The sequence below is a fragment of the Vibrio litoralis DSM 17657 genome, from assembly GCF_000426765.1.
Taxonomy (GTDB): domain Bacteria; phylum Pseudomonadota; class Gammaproteobacteria; order Enterobacterales; family Vibrionaceae; genus Vibrio; species Vibrio litoralis.
In genome coordinates this window covers 31,567-48,271 of sequence record NZ_AUFZ01000006.1, presented here as the reverse complement: position 1 = coordinate 48,271, position 16,705 = coordinate 31,567, and the positions used below count along the sequence as shown (strand labels likewise).

Sequence of the window (16,705 nt, the reverse complement as noted above, 5' to 3'; positions counted from 1 at the left end):
AAATTGGAGTTGCAGCTAGGCGACAAGTGAGTGAGGCCCCATGAGTTTAGCCTGTCTAAATGATTGGGGCGAATGAACACCGTCAACGACGATGAAGCTTCAATTGCGAAGGGAATAAAAAAAACCTCCGGGATTGCCGGAGGGGTAAGTAAGATGTCGTTATGAGATGCTGAACATTCATGTGTTTCAGCTCGTTATAATTGTGCTAGCACACGAAGTATTAACAAATGGCTCAATTGAAGCAAATTGCGATAGATTTTAATGTTCAATAACATGATCTGTATTACAAACCATTAGCAAAATGTGCGCTGTGTAATGTTAGAATAAGCGGCAAATAAAGACTGCCCCAAATTTTTAGGATAGAAAAATGACTGAATTGAAAAATGACCGTTATCTACGAGCTTTATTAAAACAGCCAGTAGATTACACGCCAGTATGGATGATGCGCCAAGCCGGTCGTTATTTGCCTGAATATCGTCAAACGCGCAGTGTTGCGGGCGACTTTATGTCTTTATGCAAAAATGCCGAGTTAGCTTCAGAAGTGACGCTTCAACCACTACGTCGTTTTCCGCTTGATGCGGCGATTCTGTTTTCTGATATTTTGACCATCCCAGATGCCATGGGACTAGGCTTATACTTTGAAGCCGGTGAAGGCCCTAAATTTGAGCGCCCGATTACTTGCAAAGCTGATGTCGATAAAATTGGTTTGCCTGATCCAGAAGGTGAATTGCAATATGTAATGAATGCGGTTCGCCAAATTCGCAAAGACTTGCAAGGTGAAGTGCCGCTGATTGGTTTCTCGGGCAGCCCTTGGACGCTAGCGACTTACATGGTGGAAGGTGGAAGTTCTAAAGCGTTCACTAAAATCAAAAAAATGATGTACGCCGATCCCGCTATTCTGCATGCACTTTTAGATAAGCTAGCTGATAGTGTCATTGAATACTTAAATGCCCAAATCAAAGCCGGCGCTCAGTCTGTAATGATATTTGATACTTGGGGCGGTGTATTAACGTCACGCGATTACAATGATTTCTCTTTGCAGTACATGCACAAAATCGTTGATGGCTTAATTCGTGAAAATGACGGTCGTCGCGTACCGGTTACGCTATTCACTAAAAATGGTGGTATGTGGCTTGAGAAAATCGCCGCCACAGGTTGTGATGCGGTTGGCCTTGATTGGACGATTAATATTCAAGATGCCGTGGCTCGCGTAGGCGATAAAGTGGCACTACAAGGCAATATGGATCCATCAATGCTGTATGCTCAGCCAGAGCGTATTCGTCAAGAAGTCGCTTCGATTCTAGAAGGTTTTGGTGATGCTGGTACTGGTCATGTATTCAACCTAGGTCACGGTATTCATTTAGATGTACCGCCAGAAAACGCTGGTGTGTTTGTTGATGCGGTACATGAGTTATCTAAGCCGTATCATAAATAGCCTATACTCTTCGTACTTGAGTATATAATTTGGTTATAAATAACGAGAGCGCAGCCTTAACCTAGGCTGCGTTTTATTTGTTTGTATTTTAAGTTATTTATTTCAATGGTAAGTAGTGATTATTCATTGATACTGTTAATGTGATATACCCAAGTAACTTAAGGTGCTCTGAATCCTGTATCTTGAAGTTACTTGGGTATAGTGATTTATATCTCATTTTTTCCCGACGCATTACGGCAGAATAACTGCTCGGATCTGTCTATCAATCTACGGCCTATAATTAGTCGTCAGCACCTACTATGGATAAGTAACAGACACATGCATCGATTCAAATCTCATCTTGCTATTTTTACTCTTCCGATATTCTTATTAATGCCAACGACGAGTTGGGCGCAAAGCGTGACCTTTTATCAAGCGTGGCAATCACTACTAAGCAATAATGATGGCTTGGCCGCAGAGCGAGCTAGTGTTGAGCAAGCTGAATATAAACAGCAAGCCGCCGGAGCGATGAACTTACCAAGCATTACTTTAAGTGCCAACTACACCCGCTTAGACGATGATATTGACGTGTCCCCATCTGAGTTAGCAGACAGTACTTCGGTAGGCTCCAGTGCTTTAACTCAAGCCTTTGATGGCATGTTGACCTCGACCTTGGTGGAGAAAGATGTCTTTACTAGCTCGATTCGTGCAATTTGGCCTATTTTTACGGGTGGACGTATTTCAGCCGCGCAAGATATTGCCGAAGCGAAATCAGAGGAAGCGAAGTATTTATTAGAGATGAAGCAGCAAGGTAAATTTGAAGATTTGTCGAAATACTATTTTGGCGTCGTGTTATCGCAACAAGTACTCGCCACTAGACAAGAAGTCGAACAAGGTTTGAAAGAACACTTCGACCACGCGGTTAAAATGCAAGAGCAAGGACAAATTGCTCGCGTGCAGCGCCTACAAGCAGAAACTGCATACCATAAGGCGCAAGTTGATACCAAAAAAGCACAGCGCGATCTGGAAATTGCTCAAATGGCGCTGACGAACTTGATTAAAGCGCCGACACTGGCTGAACCTTCTACCCATCTTTTTATTAATGAAAGTCTACCTCCGATGCAAGCCTTTATGGATAAAACCCTGCAAAGTTACCCCGGCTTGAGCATTTTGGATGCCAAAGAAAAGCAAGCCAGTGGATTGGTTGATGTGGAGAAAGGAAAATATTATCCAGAAGTTTATCTCTACGGTAATTACAACTTATATCAAGACGACACTTTAGTAGGCGATAATACCCCCGATTGGCTAGTAGGCGTTGGCGTGAGTATTCCGCTACTGGATACCTCAGGTCGTTCTGAAAAAGTCAGTGTTGCTCATAGTGCGATTAAGCAAGTAGGTTATTTACGCGCACAAGCCAAACAAGATTTGTCCTTGCTGGTGGAAAAAACCTATCGCGAAGCCAATCAAGCGTTAGAGGAATACAATGGCTTAGCCTCGAGTGTCAGCATGGCCAGTGAAAACATTAGCTTGCAGAAGAAAGCCTTTAGTCAGGGGCTTGCGACTTCTTTGGATGTAGTGGATGCGGAAATGTATTTAAACAGCATTAAAACCCAACGCTCAGCGGCGGCTTATCAATATGTTCTTTCTTTATCGCGCTTATTGGCGATCAGTGGCGAAGTCGACAGTTTTAATCAATACCAACAATATCAAGGATTAGAGGTTCAATAATGCGCTCACGTAAATCGATTATTTTTATTGGTGTAGTGGCTTTGGTTCTAGTCTGGTTGGCTTATACCTTTTGGCTTGCCTATCAACCCAAAGCAGAACGTTTTCAAGGTCAGATTGAAGCGCAGCAATATTTGATTTCATCGAAAGTGCCGGGGCGCATAGATCAAGTGTTGGTCAAAAAAGGCGATCAAGTTAAGTCCGGTCAGCAAATTTTCACTATCTTAAGCCCAGAGATTGAAGCCAAATTAGCGCAAGCGAAAGCCGCTCAAGGTGCGGCAGGTGCGATGGCAGATCAAGCGGAAAAAGGTGCGCGTAACCAAGAGATAGCGGCGGCTCAAGATCAATGGCGTAAAGCCAAAGCCGCTTCTAGCTTGATGGAAAAAACCTACCAACGAGTACAAAACTTGTATCAAGATGGCGTGGTCGCTGAGCAAAAACGCGATGAAGCCTACACTCAATGGCAAGCCTCGTTATATACCGAACGCGCGGCCTATCAAATGTACCAAATGGCGCAAGAGGGCGCTCGTGATGAGACTAAGCGCGCCGCTCAACAGCAAGAAAAACAAGCTGCTGGCGCGGTGGCTGAAGTTGAAGCTTATGTCGCCGATACCCAAGTGGCCAGTTGGCATGATGGTGAAGTGAGCGATATTTTGCTGCATTCAGGTGAGTTAGCACCGCAAGGCTTTCCTGTGGTGACGATTTTAGATATGCAGGATGCCTGGGCGATTTTCCATGTTCGTGAAGACAAATTACAACAATTTAAACAAGGCACTGAGCTCAAGGTAACGATTCCTGCGCTAGGTAATGAGCAATATCACTTTGTGGTTTCTCATGTCGCGGTGATGGGCGATTTTGCCACTTGGCGCACTACCGATGCCAATCAAGGTTTTGATATGCGTACTTTTGAAGTGGAAGCTCGTCCAACCCAGCCAATCGAAGGTTTGCGAGTTGGCATGAGTGTGTTGCTTGAGAATGTAGGACACAATTAATGTTGCATCGGCATGCATTGATTAGAGAATGGCGACAGATAGCAACTCAACCTTGGTTAAAGGCGATGTTGTTCTGGCTACCTCTGCTGATGTTTTTTTCGCTATGGTGGATATTCTCGGCTGGCAGTGCCCGCGATCTCGCTATCGGGGTGGTTGATTTTGAACACTCAAGTATGTCGCGTGGAGTGGTGCATTATTACGATGCTAGTCCTACCTTAAAAGTCACTCAAAGCTACACTTCGGTGTCAGAAGGCAAGCAAGATCTGCAATCTGGTAAAATTTATGCCTTAGTGGTGATCCCAGATAGTCTTACTCAAGATGTATTACTGGGCCATCCTCCTACCATTACTACTTTCTATAACAGTCAATTTATCTTGATTGGTAAGTTAGTCAACGCCGCTATGCAACAAGCTCAGGGCACTTTTAATGCGCAAATTGAAGCGGTTAAGAATCTCAGTAAAGGCGATACCGTTCCGCAACAAGCGTTAGCTCAAGCAGTGCCTATTCAAACTCAAATCACCGCGTTATTTAATAGTAATAGTCATTATGGCCAATTCTTGGTGTCGGCGGCGATTCCTGCGTTATGGCAAATCTTAATTGTCGCGACGACCGTGCTGAGTTTTTCATTAGAGCAAAGAACGCAAGGCATGCAGCGTTGGCTTTCCGTCACGCCTTTTCAGGCTGTTGTCACTAAGTTGCTGGCTTACTCTCTGTTATATCTCGCGCAAGGTGTGGTGTTTTTATGGGGAATGTACGGTTGGCTAGACTGGCCAATGCATGGTAGTTGGGGGATTTTATTATCGGCGCAATTATTGATGGTCTTGGCTTGCCAAAGTGTCGGCGCGATATTTTTTATGATCACTTTAGATGCCACTCGTTCAATGAGTTTTGTTGCCGCATTTACCGCGCCAGCCTTTGCGTTTATGGGGATCACTTTTCCTACCTCAGATATGCCGTTACTAGGCCAGATTTGGCGTAGTTTATTACCAGTCAGTCACTATATTGATGTGCAAGTAAAACAGGTCAATAACGGTGTCGATTTAGGTCAAGTGATGGGTTCATTGCTCGCAATGAGTGTGTTTTTAACGCTACTGCTGATGGTGTGGTTAAGAGCGAGAGCTTTGGTGTTAGCCGATAAACAGGATGCCGTATCATGAGCTGGTGGCAGGTGTTTCGCTGTGAATTAAAGTCGATTTATACCAACTCGGCGTTACTGCTCACTGTGTTTGGCGGGGTAGTGATGTATTCGTTTTTATACCCTCTACCATATAGCCAGCAACTACCACGTGAGCAATCAATCGTGGTAGTCAATTTAGATAACACCTCAACCAGTCGAACACTTGAGCGAATGGTTGATGCCACGCCACAGGTTCAAATCACTCAACATGCCTATAGCTTACAAGAGGCCAAGCAGTTATTTAATCAAGGCAAGGTGCATGGAATTTTATTGATCCCTCGCCACTTTGCTCGTGATTTATTACTCGGTGAAAGCCCGACGTTAGCCTATGCCGGTGATGCGGCTTATTTCTTGATTTACGGTACGGTAGTCGAAGGTTTAGCTACGGCAGGAGGGACTTTATCGGCACAGGCGAAAGTGTCGAGAATGGTTATGTCGGGAGAAAACTTAGTTTTGGCGGCTCAGCAATACGCGCCAATTAAACTGTCGATGCAGCCAGTTTTTAACCCAACCAATGGTTATATCAACTACATAGTACCAGCGGTGTTTGTGTTGATTTTGCATCAAACGCTATTGATTGCTGCGGGTTTACTAGGAGGCGGTCTTAATGAGCAACGCCAGGCCAAGCAAGCGGGATATTGGCAAGATTGTTCGGCGTTTGATATGTGGTCGGCACGAGCGGTGATTTTATTGCTGACCTATATTCCATTGGTGATGTACTACTTCGGCTTTAGTTTCGAGTTTTATGGCATCAGTCGCCTTGCTTCTATTTCCCATTTATTTGCGTTAATTATTCCATTCTTATTAGCTGTGATTGGTTTGGGCATGGTGATGGGCGAGTTAATCCCGCGTAAAGAATTGGCGACTTTAATCGTGGTATTGAGCTCTTTGCCTTTGGTTTTTTGTGCCGGTTTTGTCTGGCCGACTTCAGAGCTGCCAAGTTTACTTAAGTGGTTAGCGCAATTAGCGCCGTCTACCCCTGCGATTAATGGCTTTTTGCGTCTTAATCAAATGGGCGCAAGCTTTGAACAGATTCTTCCTTATGTGTGGCAACTCTGGGCACAAGTTGCGATCTACGGCGGCTTAGCACTGTGGTTAATGCAGCGTAAAGCGAAATCGACTAGGGTTGTAGCTTCGCAATAATGCTTTGCAGGTGCGGGACGATCTGTTGTTCAAACCAAGGGTTTTTCTTGAGCCAGATATTATTGCGTGGTGAAGGGTGCGGTAAAGGTAGATATTTAGGTTGATACTGCTGCCAAGCTTGTACTGTCTCGGTTAAGGTTTTGGGTTTATTAGCTAAGTAATAATCTTGCGCGTATTGGCCTATCAATAAGATCAGTTCAATATTTGGCAATTGTTGCAGTAGTTGCTCATGCCATTGCGGCGCGCATTCTTTACGTGGTGGTAAATCGCCACTTTTGCCTTTTCCCGGATAACAAAACCCCATCGGCATAATGGCGAGAAAGTGGGGATCATAAAAGAGCGTTTTATCAATCCCCATCCACTGGCGTAAACGCTCACCACTGGCATCATTAAATGGCACGCCACTTTGATGTACTTTCAACCCTGGCGCTTGACCAATAATCAATATCTTAGCATCTGGGTGAGCTTGAACTACTGGCCGACAGCCGTGCTCAAGGTGTTGCGCACAAATTTGGCACTGTGCGATCTCTGCTATTAATTGATGAAATTGGCCAGCCATTACTTAGTACCCTAGAGCAAAATCGACTTGATTGAGTAGCGGTTGTTGAGCCAGCCAGCGTTGACAGTTTTGCTCAAAAATCTCAAACACTTGCTCAGGAAAACTGGTGGCGGCGATGTGTGGCGTGATAGTCACTTTGGGGTGCTGCCAATAAGCGCTATCTTGTGGCAGCGGCTCGATCGGAAATACATCTAAATAGGCGTGCGCCACCCAACCTTTTTTCAGCGCGGTTAATAATCCTTGTTGATCGACGGCATCGCCCCGACCAATATTAAATAGCAGAACATCTTGGCAATGAGATAAGTGCTGCTGGTTAAGAATATGTCTGGTTTGCTGGGTACTTGGTAGAGCATTCACTACGATATCTGCTTGCTCTAATGCACGATCAATGTGCTCAATGGAATAGCATTGTGTGAAGTCACTATTGGAAGGGGCTTGGCCACTTCGATTTACACCTAAACAGGCAAAGCCAAGCGCTGCAGCGGTTTGGGCTAATTTGCTCCCAATGGAACCGGTACCAAGAATGACCAGTGTTTTACCCGCCACCGATTGATAAGCATGAGGTTGCCATTGCTGCTCGCTTTGTTGCTGCTGGTAGACGGAAAAATGGCGAAAATAGCTCAGGCTATAACCTAAAACATATTCACTGATTAGCTGCCCAAAGATCCCTTTCACATTCGTTAATTGATAATTTTGGCGCAGTGATGGCGTGACCAGAGCATCGATTCCAGCAAAGGTCGATTGGGCCCACTGTAGCTTCGGAAAATCATCTAATTGCTTGGATAACAGTGGTGGGTCGGCAAGCACTATGGTGGCTTGAGAAGCATCGCAAGTTAGCTCAATATTTGAGAGATTAGAGTTAACTAATAACGCTTGATAAGCCTCGGCCTGATTGGAAAGGATATACAATAATGGTGCGGCTAATGGTGTGGATGGTTCTTCGGCAGTCGATTTCATAACGTTGTCGTTCGCTCCTTGCTTTTTTTGGGTAAACCGAATGCTTTTTCAAGTAAACGATACGGTTATCAAGTACACTTCCCTTGTTTGGTATTAATTGGAATGAGTTAACGTAATTATGCTACAGAATCCCCTTCAAGTCCGTCTAGAAAAATTCGTCCCTTGGCAACAAATGACTTTCATGGCCTGCCTATGTGAGCGTATGTATCCAAACTATGCCTTGTTTTGTGAAAATACTGAATTTGCCGATGCGCGAAAATATCGTGAGATTCTAGACAGTGTTTGGGAAGTGCTAACGGTTAAAACTGCCAAAGTGAATTTCGAACGTCAACTTGAAAAGCTAGAAGAGTTGATCCCAAGCTCAGAAGACTATCAATTCTATGCGGTATACCCTGCGATTGATGCCTGCATTGGGTTATCGATTCTGCTGCATGCTTTACTCGATCGTGAAGAAATGTTTGAAGCGATGATCGACTTAAGTCAAGTATCGGTTAAGACGGTCGCGCAGCTTGAAGAAGCGCAAGGCAGTGACGAAATCACCAACGAAAATCAAAAAGAAAATGAAGCGGTTTGCCAAGAGTGGGATGTTCAATGGGCATTATTCCGTCCACTACGTGAATCTGAAGTTCGTGATATTGAACTGATCAAAGAATTACGCATTGAGCTTCGTGATGAAGGTATTAGTAATATTGGCATTAGTGTCGAGCATTAAACATTTTGCTCCATTATGGATAAGTTTTGTGAATGTTTGATTGCATAAAATAAAAATGGGGTAATAGCTTAAAATTCATCATTTTGTATCTGATTTTTCTGAAAAAATTCAAAATGTGAGTCAAGACTCAAATTATGGTCAAAATTACGTCATAAGATCAAAAGAAGTGCCACAAACCTTTGCCAGACGGGGCCTTTATGATTTAGAGTGACTTCAGACCTTAAACAATATGATCTTCAAAAATAATGAGAAGGGAAACCTAGAATGAACAAGACTCAATTAATCGATGCCATTGCTGAAAAAGCAGACCTATCTAAAGCTCAAGCGAAAGCGGCTCTTGAAGCAACACTTGAAGGCGTAACTGGCGCTCTTAAAGATGGCGATCAAGTGCAACTAATTGGTTTTGGTACCTTTAAAATTAACCACCGTGCAGCTCGCACTGGCCGTAACCCTAAAACAGGTGCTGAGATCCAAATTTCTGCAGCAAATGTTCCAGCATTCACAGCCGGTAAAGCACTAAAAGACGCGGTAAAATAATTTTACTTTGTCCTGATAACTTGCAACTCGCACCCAGCGGTTGTTTATGTATATACTACGCTGAGTGTCTTCTCAGCGTAGTTTTTTTATGAAACGTAGTTTATTTTCCATTCTTGTCTTATCGTTACTTGGCGGTTGCTCATCACCTGGCTCGTGGACCGATCATATTAGCAGTAAATTTTCAGGCTCAGTTGAGTCCGCCGAGTTATCCGGTGGCGAGCTAGCAGGCACTTCAAAAGCTTTCTATTGGTATACTCGAGCACTATCCAAGCCTAAAGTGGCATCAGATTACGTTCAATTACCGGATAATGCTTGGTATAAAAGTAGCTATCAGTGGCAAGATGGCACGATTAAAGAGATTGTTCGTGAAGGTGAAGTGCAACAAAGCAGTGATAGCTTAAAACCCTTTCTGGTGCATATTCGCTTTAGCTCTGAAGGCGAGGCGATTTATCAACGTTATCGTTTAGATAACCAAATATTGCCATTAAACCAAAAAGATTTAGATTATTACTCACAACAAGCGGAAGACTTAGTCAAAAAGGTCGATGATATTCATGATCAAGGTTTTGAGCTGATTCAAGGGGTATGGAATGGTAGTACTTTCGACTCATGCGATGGCGTTCAATATAACAACCTGCAGTTTGATCAAGCAGCGAATCTGCCAATATCGATTAAAGAACGAATTAATGGCTTAAATAGTTATGCTGCATTTATTGGTTATAAAGACAAACGCAGCAAAACCGTGACGGTTGAGAAGCTATTATCATTGGACAAGCCAGTTCATGGTTGCATTCAACGAGCTCACCTGATTATGAATTAATACTATACCCAAGTGACTTCAATATTATTGTCTTCGAATATAAAAAAGCGCGCACTTTTATTAAGTACGCGCTTTTTTCTCGACTGAGAATTTATTCTTGCTCTGGCTCTTGCTCACGAGCAATCGCACGATAACCGATATCATTGCGATGGAACATACCATTCCAGCTCACTTGCTTGGCTAGCTGGTAAGCACGTTGTTGAGCCTCTGAGACGGTGTCTCCTAATGCCGTTGCACATAGTACGCGCCCGCCTGCGGTAACGACCTCGCCATCAGCATTGTTAGCCGTGCCAGCATGGAAGATTTTCTCACCTTCAATATCATTAGCAGCAGGTAGGCTAATCACATCACCTTTCACGTAGTCACCAGGGTAACCGCCCGCAGCGAGTACGATGCCGATTGAGGCGCGTGAGTCCCAATGAGATTCCGCTTCATCTAACTTTTCATCAATCGCCATTAGGCAAAGTTCAACCAAATCAGATTGCATGCGCATCATGATAGGTTGAGTTTCAGGGTCACCAAAGCGGCAGTTGTATTCAATTACTTTAGGCGTGCCATCTGCCATGATCATAAGGCCGGCATACAGGAAACCTGTGTATGGGTAGCCTTCTGCATCCATGCCTTGAACCGTTGGGTAAATCACTTCTTCCAATACGCGCTGGTGGATTTCAGGCGTTACTACAGGCGCAGGAGAGTAAGCACCCATACCGCCCGTGTTTGGTCCGGTATCTTTGTCGCCAACACGTTTGTGGTCTTGACTCGTCGCCATTGGTAGAACGCTAGAGCCGTCAACCATCACGATGAAACTTGCTTCTTCACCATCAAGGAATTCTTCAACCACCACGCGACTACCAGCGTCACCAAACGCATTACCAGCCAACATATCTTGAATGGCATCTTCAGCTTCTTGTAGCGTCATCGCAACAATCACGCCTTTACCGGCTGCAAGGCCATCGGCTTTAATCACGATAGGTGCGCCTTTCTCGCGCACATAAGCCAATGCTGGCTCGATTTCAGTGAAGTTAGCGTAATCAGCGGTTGGGATCTTATGACGTGCTAGGAAGTCTTTAGTGAACGCTTTAGAGCCTTCAAGTTGCGCAGCATCTTTGGTTGGGCCGAAGATTGGTAGTTTGGCTGCGCGGAAAGCATCCACAACGCCAATTACAAGCGGTGCTTCAGGACCAACAATCGTCAATTCAATACTGTTGTTTTGCGCAAATTCAACTAAACCTTCGATATCTTCTACGTCAATGTTGACGTTTTCAAGCTTAGGCTCAAGTGCCGTTCCTGCATTGCCAGGTGCAACGTAAACTGTTTCAACATTTGGGTTTTGTGCTGCTTTCCAGCCGAGTGCATGTTCGCGGCCGCCAGCGCCAATGATTAGTATTTTCATAATGCTTTGATCTCTATAGATTATCGATTCGACATTTTAGGTTGCTAGTTCCTAGTCCCTAGAGGTAGACGCTTTCATTGGGTCTAAAATCTTCAAGTGTATCGAGTCGTTAAGAATTTTTGAAAATTATGAGGCTCGAATCCTAGAAACTAGGGACTAGAGTCTCGCTTCCTTATTTCTAATGACGGAAATGACGCATGCCGGTAAAGATCATCGCCATGCCGTGTTCATCGGCTGCGGCAATGACTTCATCATCACGCATTGAACCACCTGGTTGAATCACGCATTTAATGCCTGCTTCAGCAGCAGCGTCGATACCGTCACGGAATGGGAAGAAGGCATCCGATGCCATCACACAACCTTCCACTTGTAGACCTTCGTCAGCGGCTTTAATGCCCGCAATTTTGGCTGAGTAAACGCGGCTCATTTGGCCTGCGCCTACACCAATGGTCATATCGCCTTTTGAGTAAACAATCGCGTTAGATTTCACGTATTTCGCTACTTTCCAGCAGAATAGTGCATCTTTTAATTCTTCATCGCTTGGTTGACGTTTCGATACCACTTTAAGATCATCCAGTCCTACCATACCTTGGTCACGGTCTTGAACTAGTAGGCCACCGTTCACGCGTTTGATATCAAACTCAGTGGTTTTGCTTGTCCATTCACCACATTCTAGTAGGCGAAGGTTTTTCTTCGCCGCAACGATTTCTACCGCTTCTGCAGAAACAGACGGGGCAATAATGACTTCAACGAATTGACGCTCAGTGATAGCGGTTGCTGTCACTGCATCTAATTCACGGTTAAAGGCGATGATGCCACCAAATGCTGATGTTGGATCGGTTTGGTAAGCACGGTTGTAGGCTTCAAGAATATCTTTACCTAGAGCCACACCACATGGGTTGGCGTGTTTAACGATCACACAAGCTGGCTCGTTGAATTCTTTCACACACTCAAGGGCAGAGTCTGTATCGGCAATGTTGTTGTAAGACAGAGCTTTACCTTGGATTTGACGAGCGGTTGAAACAGAGGCTTCTTGAGGGTTAGCTTCAACATAGAATGCCGCTGCTTGGTGGCTGTTCTCACCGTAGCGCATGTCTTGTTTCTTCTCGAATTGTTGATTGAAAGTGCGAGGGAATTTAACTTTATTTTTAGGAGAAGGGGCCTCGTCACCTTCTTCTTTATTTTCGCTATAGCTAGGAACCATGGTGCCGAAGTAGTTAGCAATCATGCCATCGTAAGCCGCAGTGTGCTCAAATGCTGCAATCGCTAAATCAAAGCGTGTTTCTAGCGTTAGAGATTTGTCATTCGCATCCATTTCAGCAATCACGCGGTCGTAGTCGTGCGCGTTAACCACAATGGTGACATCTTTATGGTTTTTCGCAGCAGAACGCACCATAGTCGGCCCACCGATATCGATGTTTTCAACGGCATCTTCTAGTGTGCAGCCTTCTTTTGCGACGGTTTCAGCAAATGGGTAAAGGTTAACCACGACAATATCGATAGGGTTGATGCCGTGTTGTTCCATTACCGCTTCATCAGTACCACGACGGCCTAATACGCCACCATGTACTTTCGGGTGAAGAGTCTTAACACGACCGTCCATCATTTCAGGGAAACCTGTGTAATCAGACACTTCTGTGGCGGTGATGGCATTATCTTGCAGCAGCTTAAAAGTGCCGCCAGTTGAAAGGATCTCGACACCACGTTGAGTGAGTGCTTGAGCAAATTCCACAATACCAGTTTTGTCAGATACGCTGATTAAAGCGCGGCGAATTGGGCGAGCGTTTTCCATGGCTTCCATATTCCTTAAATCACGGAGTTAAAAACAAATAAAGATGTTTGCCAAAGCGAGAAAAGTTGAGTAGTACACATGACTTCACGCGTTTTGGTAAAAACCTTTGTTGCTTCTTGTGCCTACTACTGACCAATAGTGACAAGCTAGCCGGAAACTCCAGATTTGATGGCGCATATTCTAACTAACTTCAAACCAAAAAGCCCGCGCAATCGTTTGGCTTTTTGGTATGTTAATAAAAATCAAAAGGTTAGTCTTTAAAGATGTCTCGGAAAAAGTGGCCGGTTTCTTTGGCGGCATCACGGGTGGCGTGACCTATGGTTTTACCAGCCTCTTTAGTGGCCTGAGCAGCCTCGCGAGCGTCCTCTTTAAACTCTTGTTTATCTTGACTGGCACAGCCAAGTAACGTTGTTGCCGCTAATAATAGGAGAGGGTAGCGAGTAGAACTTTTCATGTTTCATCCTTGATCCATTGTAAAAGTGGTTAAATCATAACCTGATGTGGTGGGGTTGTTAAGCGGAGTCTCGCAGAATCATTTTTGGTGGAACAATAATCCGTTGTGGTGGCAAATTAGGTTGCTGCATTTTTCGTATGATTTGTAATGCGGCTTGTTGGCCAATGTAGTGAGTCGAAGTATTAATAAAGCTAAGCGATGGCGTGGTGAGTTCGGCTTCAGCGGTATCATCAAAACCTAAAATCGCCACTTCTTGTCCAATGTAGTTATCTTTACCGACTGTTTTACCTGCACTCTGTGCTCCATAGATTGCCCCAATCGCAGTGGCTGAACGATGGCATAGTATGGCAGTGATTTTCGGGTGCTTATTCAGTAATTGGTGCGCGGCATCGGCGGCTTGCTGCTGGGTTTTTCCACACTCGACAATCCATTCATTTTTAAATGGTAGACCAAACTGCATCAGTGTCGAACAATAGCCACCAATGCGTTCAGCTCGGGTTAATGAATCACCGGTCCCACCTAAATAGGCAATATGACGATGTCCTTGTTCGATGAGATGCTTGGTTGCTAGTGTTGCAGCATGAGTATTATCGGGCCCGATATAGTCAATATTGGCATTGATATCGGCTCGGGCGATACTAATGGCTGGAATGTTGGCTTGCTTGATAAGCTCGAAACTGGCTTGTGCACCTTCCCTTACTGGGCAAAAAATTAGCCCAGCAACGCCTTGTTGAATCATCGATTGAAGGCAATTAAGTTGCTTAGTTTTATCGTTACCCGATTGAGCAAGAAACAACATATAACCTTGTTTTTCTAATTGCTCACTAAGCCCGGCGGTGATGCCCATATAAAAAGGGTCGGTAATGTCTTTGAGCACTAAACCAACTAAATTGGAGGTATGTGAACGCAAGTTGGCTGCGGCGGTATTACGTACATAGCCTAAGGCTTCGATTGCTTGATTTACTTTGCTAATGGTGGCTTCGGAAATGCGCCCTTTGCCGCTCAGAGCTAGCGAGACCGTTGAAACCGAAACGCCTGCATACTTTGCAACATCGGTGATTTTAGGTTTTGGAATGCTCATTGTTCGCTAATTCATAAAAAGTGTATGGGTATAGATTCTTTTATCGCGATCACAAAATCAAACAATGAGTGTTTTGGTGGGGAATAACCGTGATCAAGTTTGCAAAAAATATAGGTAAAACGTTTTATCCTATATTTCGAATTTAAAAATGATGCTGACGATTACTTAAAATTTATTGGTCGGCATTTTTTATAACTAATTTGATAAAACGTTTTAGCAGTCTTTTATCAGGTTAACCAATCGATATGATGTGGAGTGACAAGTATGTCTAAGACAAAAAACAAAACCACTATTTGGGAGTTTTTTCAAAGCTTAGGAAAAACTTTCATGTTGCCTGTGGCGCTGCTGGCTTTTTCGGGGATTCTTCTAGGGGTGGGGAGTTCTTTATCGAGTTCAGCGGTGAAGGAAAGCCTGCCTTTTCTTGATAATTTTATCCTTCAGCTGATCTTTATGTGGATGACCAAAATTGGTTTGGTTGCCTTTATTTATTTACCCGTGATGTTTGCGATTGCTATTCCACTGGGATTAGCCCGTGAAGAAAAAGGCGTTGCTGCTTTTGCCGGTTTCGTTGGCTTTGCGGCAATGAACTTATCGGTTAACTTCTACTTAACCGTTGCGGGTGTGATTGGCAACGCTGAGTTAGAAACTGCTTATGGTGTTAAGTCAATCATTGGCATTCAGTCAATTGATACCGGTATTCTTGGCGCGGTGATTGTGGGTATTCTCGTGGCGAAATTACACGCCCGTTTTTATACCTACAAGATGCCAGATTCACTTGCCTTCTTTGGTGGTGCTCGTTTTGTTCCGATTGTGACTGCAGTTACCTTAGGTGTGGTAGGGCTTATCGTTCCTGTTGTGTGGCCTTATTTTGCTATGGGCATTAATGGCATTGGTTCATTAATTTCTCACTCAGGTCCATTTGGTCCGTTCTTATTTGGTACAGGTGAGCGTTTACTTCTACCGTTTGGTTTACATCATATTTTAGTAGCGTTAATTCGCTTTACAGAAGCGGGCGGTACGTACCCTGTTTGTGGGCAAGAGGTCAGTGGTGCATTGAATATCTTCTACGCGCAACTGTCTTGTTCTAGTGTGACTAATTTTGATCCACAAGCAACCGCGTTCCTTTCTCAAGGTAAAATGCCGACTTTCTTAGGTGGTTTACCTGGCGCTGCACTTGCGATGTACCACTGTGCTCGTCCTGAAAACCGTGGAAAAGTGAAAGCATTATTACTTTCTGGTGTGGTGGCTTGTGTGGTTGGTGGTATTACCGAACCTCTTGAGTTCTTATTCTTGTTTGTTGCACCGGTATTGTTCTTTGTGCACGCGATTTTAACGGGTCTAGGATTTATGGTGATGGGCCTACTAGGTGTTACGATTGGTAATACCGATGGCAACATTATCGACTTCTTAATCTTTGGTGTTCTGCAAGGGACTAAAACCGAATGGTACTTGGTGCCTCTTGTGGCTGCGGTTTGGTTTGCGATGTATTACGGCGTGTTCCGTTTCGCGATTACTCGCTTTAACCTGAAAACACCAGGTCGTGAAGTGGAAACCAATGATGAGCTAGCGTTTGCTGCGGAAGTGAAAGAGAGTAAATTTGGCTACAAAGGCGACATTATTCTTGAAGCTTTAGGTGGTGTGAAAAACATTACTTCACTTGATAACTGCATTACTCGCCTACGTATGTCGGTGGAAGATATGTCGTTAGTGAACGATGCGGTATTAAAAGCCAATGGTGCATTGGGTGTGGTGAAATTAGATGACCATAACTTACAAGTTGTCATCGGCCCGCAAGTGCATATGGTAAAAAATGAAATGCAATCACTGATGAACTCTCCTGCGTAACGGGTTAGGTTGAATCGGTAGAAGGGAGGAGGGTATTAGTCTCTTCCCTTTGTTTTTATTAGCTATCTGAATCTGAGTGAGTTTGTCTCAATACCTGTACCGCT

The 16,705-nt window shown here is 44.3% G+C and carries 15 protein-coding genes; 9 read left to right on the top strand and 6 right to left on the bottom strand.

The window, feature by feature from the left end:
* The first annotated feature begins 367 nt into the window (after positions 1 to 367).
* The 5 genes from hemE (at position 368) to K358_RS0102650 (ending at position 6,451) form a co-directional block, all read left to right on the top strand.
* Positions 368 to 1,435, top strand: a complete 1,068-nt coding sequence (gene hemE, locus K358_RS0102670; RefSeq protein ID WP_027695375.1) for a uroporphyrinogen decarboxylase — start codon at positions 368 to 370, stop codon at positions 1,433 to 1,435.
* Between the two features lie 318 nt (positions 1,436 to 1,753).
* On the top strand, positions 1,754 to 3,142 hold the full coding sequence (locus K358_RS0102665; protein ID WP_027695374.1) for a TolC family protein: 1,389 nt from the start codon (positions 1,754 to 1,756) through the stop codon (positions 3,140 to 3,142).
* Positions 3,142 to 4,131 (top strand): HlyD family secretion protein, encoded by a 990-nt coding sequence (locus tag K358_RS0102660; protein WP_027695373.1) that lies wholly within the window; start codon positions 3,142 to 3,144, stop codon positions 4,129 to 4,131. The genes K358_RS0102665 and K358_RS0102660 overlap by 1 nt, the downstream gene beginning before the upstream one ends.
* Positions 4,131 to 5,288, top strand: a complete 1,158-nt coding sequence (locus K358_RS0102655) for an ABC transporter permease (protein WP_027695372.1) — start codon at positions 4,131 to 4,133, stop codon at positions 5,286 to 5,288. The genes K358_RS0102660 and K358_RS0102655 overlap by 1 nt, the downstream gene beginning before the upstream one ends.
* Complete coding sequence (locus tag K358_RS0102650; RefSeq protein WP_027695371.1) at positions 5,285 to 6,451, top strand: ABC transporter permease; 1,167 nt, start codon at positions 5,285 to 5,287, stop codon at positions 6,449 to 6,451. Before K358_RS0102655 ends, K358_RS0102650 begins: the two co-directional genes overlap by 4 nt.
* Here K358_RS0102650 and K358_RS0102645 read toward each other — a convergent pair.
* Both K358_RS0102645 and K358_RS0102640 read right to left on the bottom strand, forming a co-directional pair.
* Positions 6,429 to 7,010, bottom strand: a complete 582-nt coding sequence (locus K358_RS0102645) for a uracil-DNA glycosylase family protein (RefSeq protein WP_027695370.1) — start codon at positions 7,008 to 7,010, stop codon at positions 6,429 to 6,431. The two genes, K358_RS0102650 and K358_RS0102645, sit on opposite strands and share 23 nt — an antisense overlap.
* A gap of 3 nt (positions 7,011 to 7,013) precedes the next feature.
* Complete coding sequence (locus tag K358_RS0102640) at positions 7,014 to 7,967, bottom strand: D-2-hydroxyacid dehydrogenase (RefSeq protein WP_051241149.1); 954 nt, start codon at positions 7,965 to 7,967, stop codon at positions 7,014 to 7,016.
* A gap of 118 nt (positions 7,968 to 8,085) precedes the next feature.
* Between K358_RS0102640 and K358_RS0102635 the strand changes: the two genes are divergently transcribed.
* From K358_RS0102635 to K358_RS0102625, 3 genes are all read left to right on the top strand, one after another.
* Positions 8,086 to 8,679, top strand: coding sequence for a YjaG family protein (locus K358_RS0102635; protein ID WP_027695368.1), 594 nt, complete (start codon positions 8,086 to 8,088; stop codon positions 8,677 to 8,679).
* A gap of 264 nt (positions 8,680 to 8,943) precedes the next feature.
* The gene (locus tag K358_RS0102630) at positions 8,944 to 9,216 is read left to right on the top strand and encodes an HU family DNA-binding protein (RefSeq protein WP_027695367.1); all 273 of its coding nucleotides are present in this window, start codon (positions 8,944 to 8,946) and stop codon (positions 9,214 to 9,216) included.
* Positions 9,217 to 9,304: 88 nt separating this feature from the next.
* On the top strand, positions 9,305 to 10,036 hold the full coding sequence (locus tag K358_RS0102625; RefSeq protein WP_027695366.1) for a DUF1481 domain-containing protein: 732 nt from the start codon (positions 9,305 to 9,307) through the stop codon (positions 10,034 to 10,036).
* A 91-nt stretch (positions 10,037 to 10,127) separates the two neighbouring features.
* Here K358_RS0102625 and purD read toward each other — a convergent pair whose 3' ends face one another.
* From purD to malI, 4 genes are all read right to left on the bottom strand, one after another.
* Positions 10,128 to 11,429, bottom strand: coding sequence for a phosphoribosylamine--glycine ligase (gene purD, locus K358_RS0102620; RefSeq protein ID WP_027695365.1), 1,302 nt, complete (start codon positions 11,427 to 11,429; stop codon positions 10,128 to 10,130).
* 178 nt (positions 11,430 to 11,607) lie between these two features.
* Positions 11,608 to 13,221 carry a bifunctional phosphoribosylaminoimidazolecarboxamide formyltransferase/IMP cyclohydrolase gene (gene purH / locus K358_RS0102615; RefSeq protein ID WP_027695364.1) on the bottom strand — a complete coding sequence of 538 codons (1,614 nt, stop codon included), beginning with the start codon at positions 13,219 to 13,221 and terminating at the stop codon, positions 11,608 to 11,610.
* Between the two features lie 250 nt (positions 13,222 to 13,471).
* Entirely contained in the window at positions 13,472 to 13,675 is a 204-nt protein-coding gene (locus tag K358_RS0102610) for a hypothetical protein (protein WP_027695363.1), read from the bottom strand.
* Positions 13,676 to 13,733: 58 nt separating this feature from the next.
* Entirely contained in the window at positions 13,734 to 14,756 is a 1,023-nt protein-coding gene (gene malI, locus K358_RS0102605) for a Mal regulon transcriptional regulator MalI (RefSeq protein ID WP_027695362.1), read from the bottom strand.
* 264 nt (positions 14,757 to 15,020) lie between these two features.
* On the opposite strand from malI, the gene malX reads away from it, so the two are divergent.
* Positions 15,021 to 16,601, top strand: coding sequence for a maltose/glucose-specific PTS transporter subunit IIBC (malX, locus tag K358_RS0102600; RefSeq protein ID WP_027695361.1), 1,581 nt, complete (start codon positions 15,021 to 15,023; stop codon positions 16,599 to 16,601).
* Positions 16,602 to 16,705: the final 104 nt, after the last annotated feature.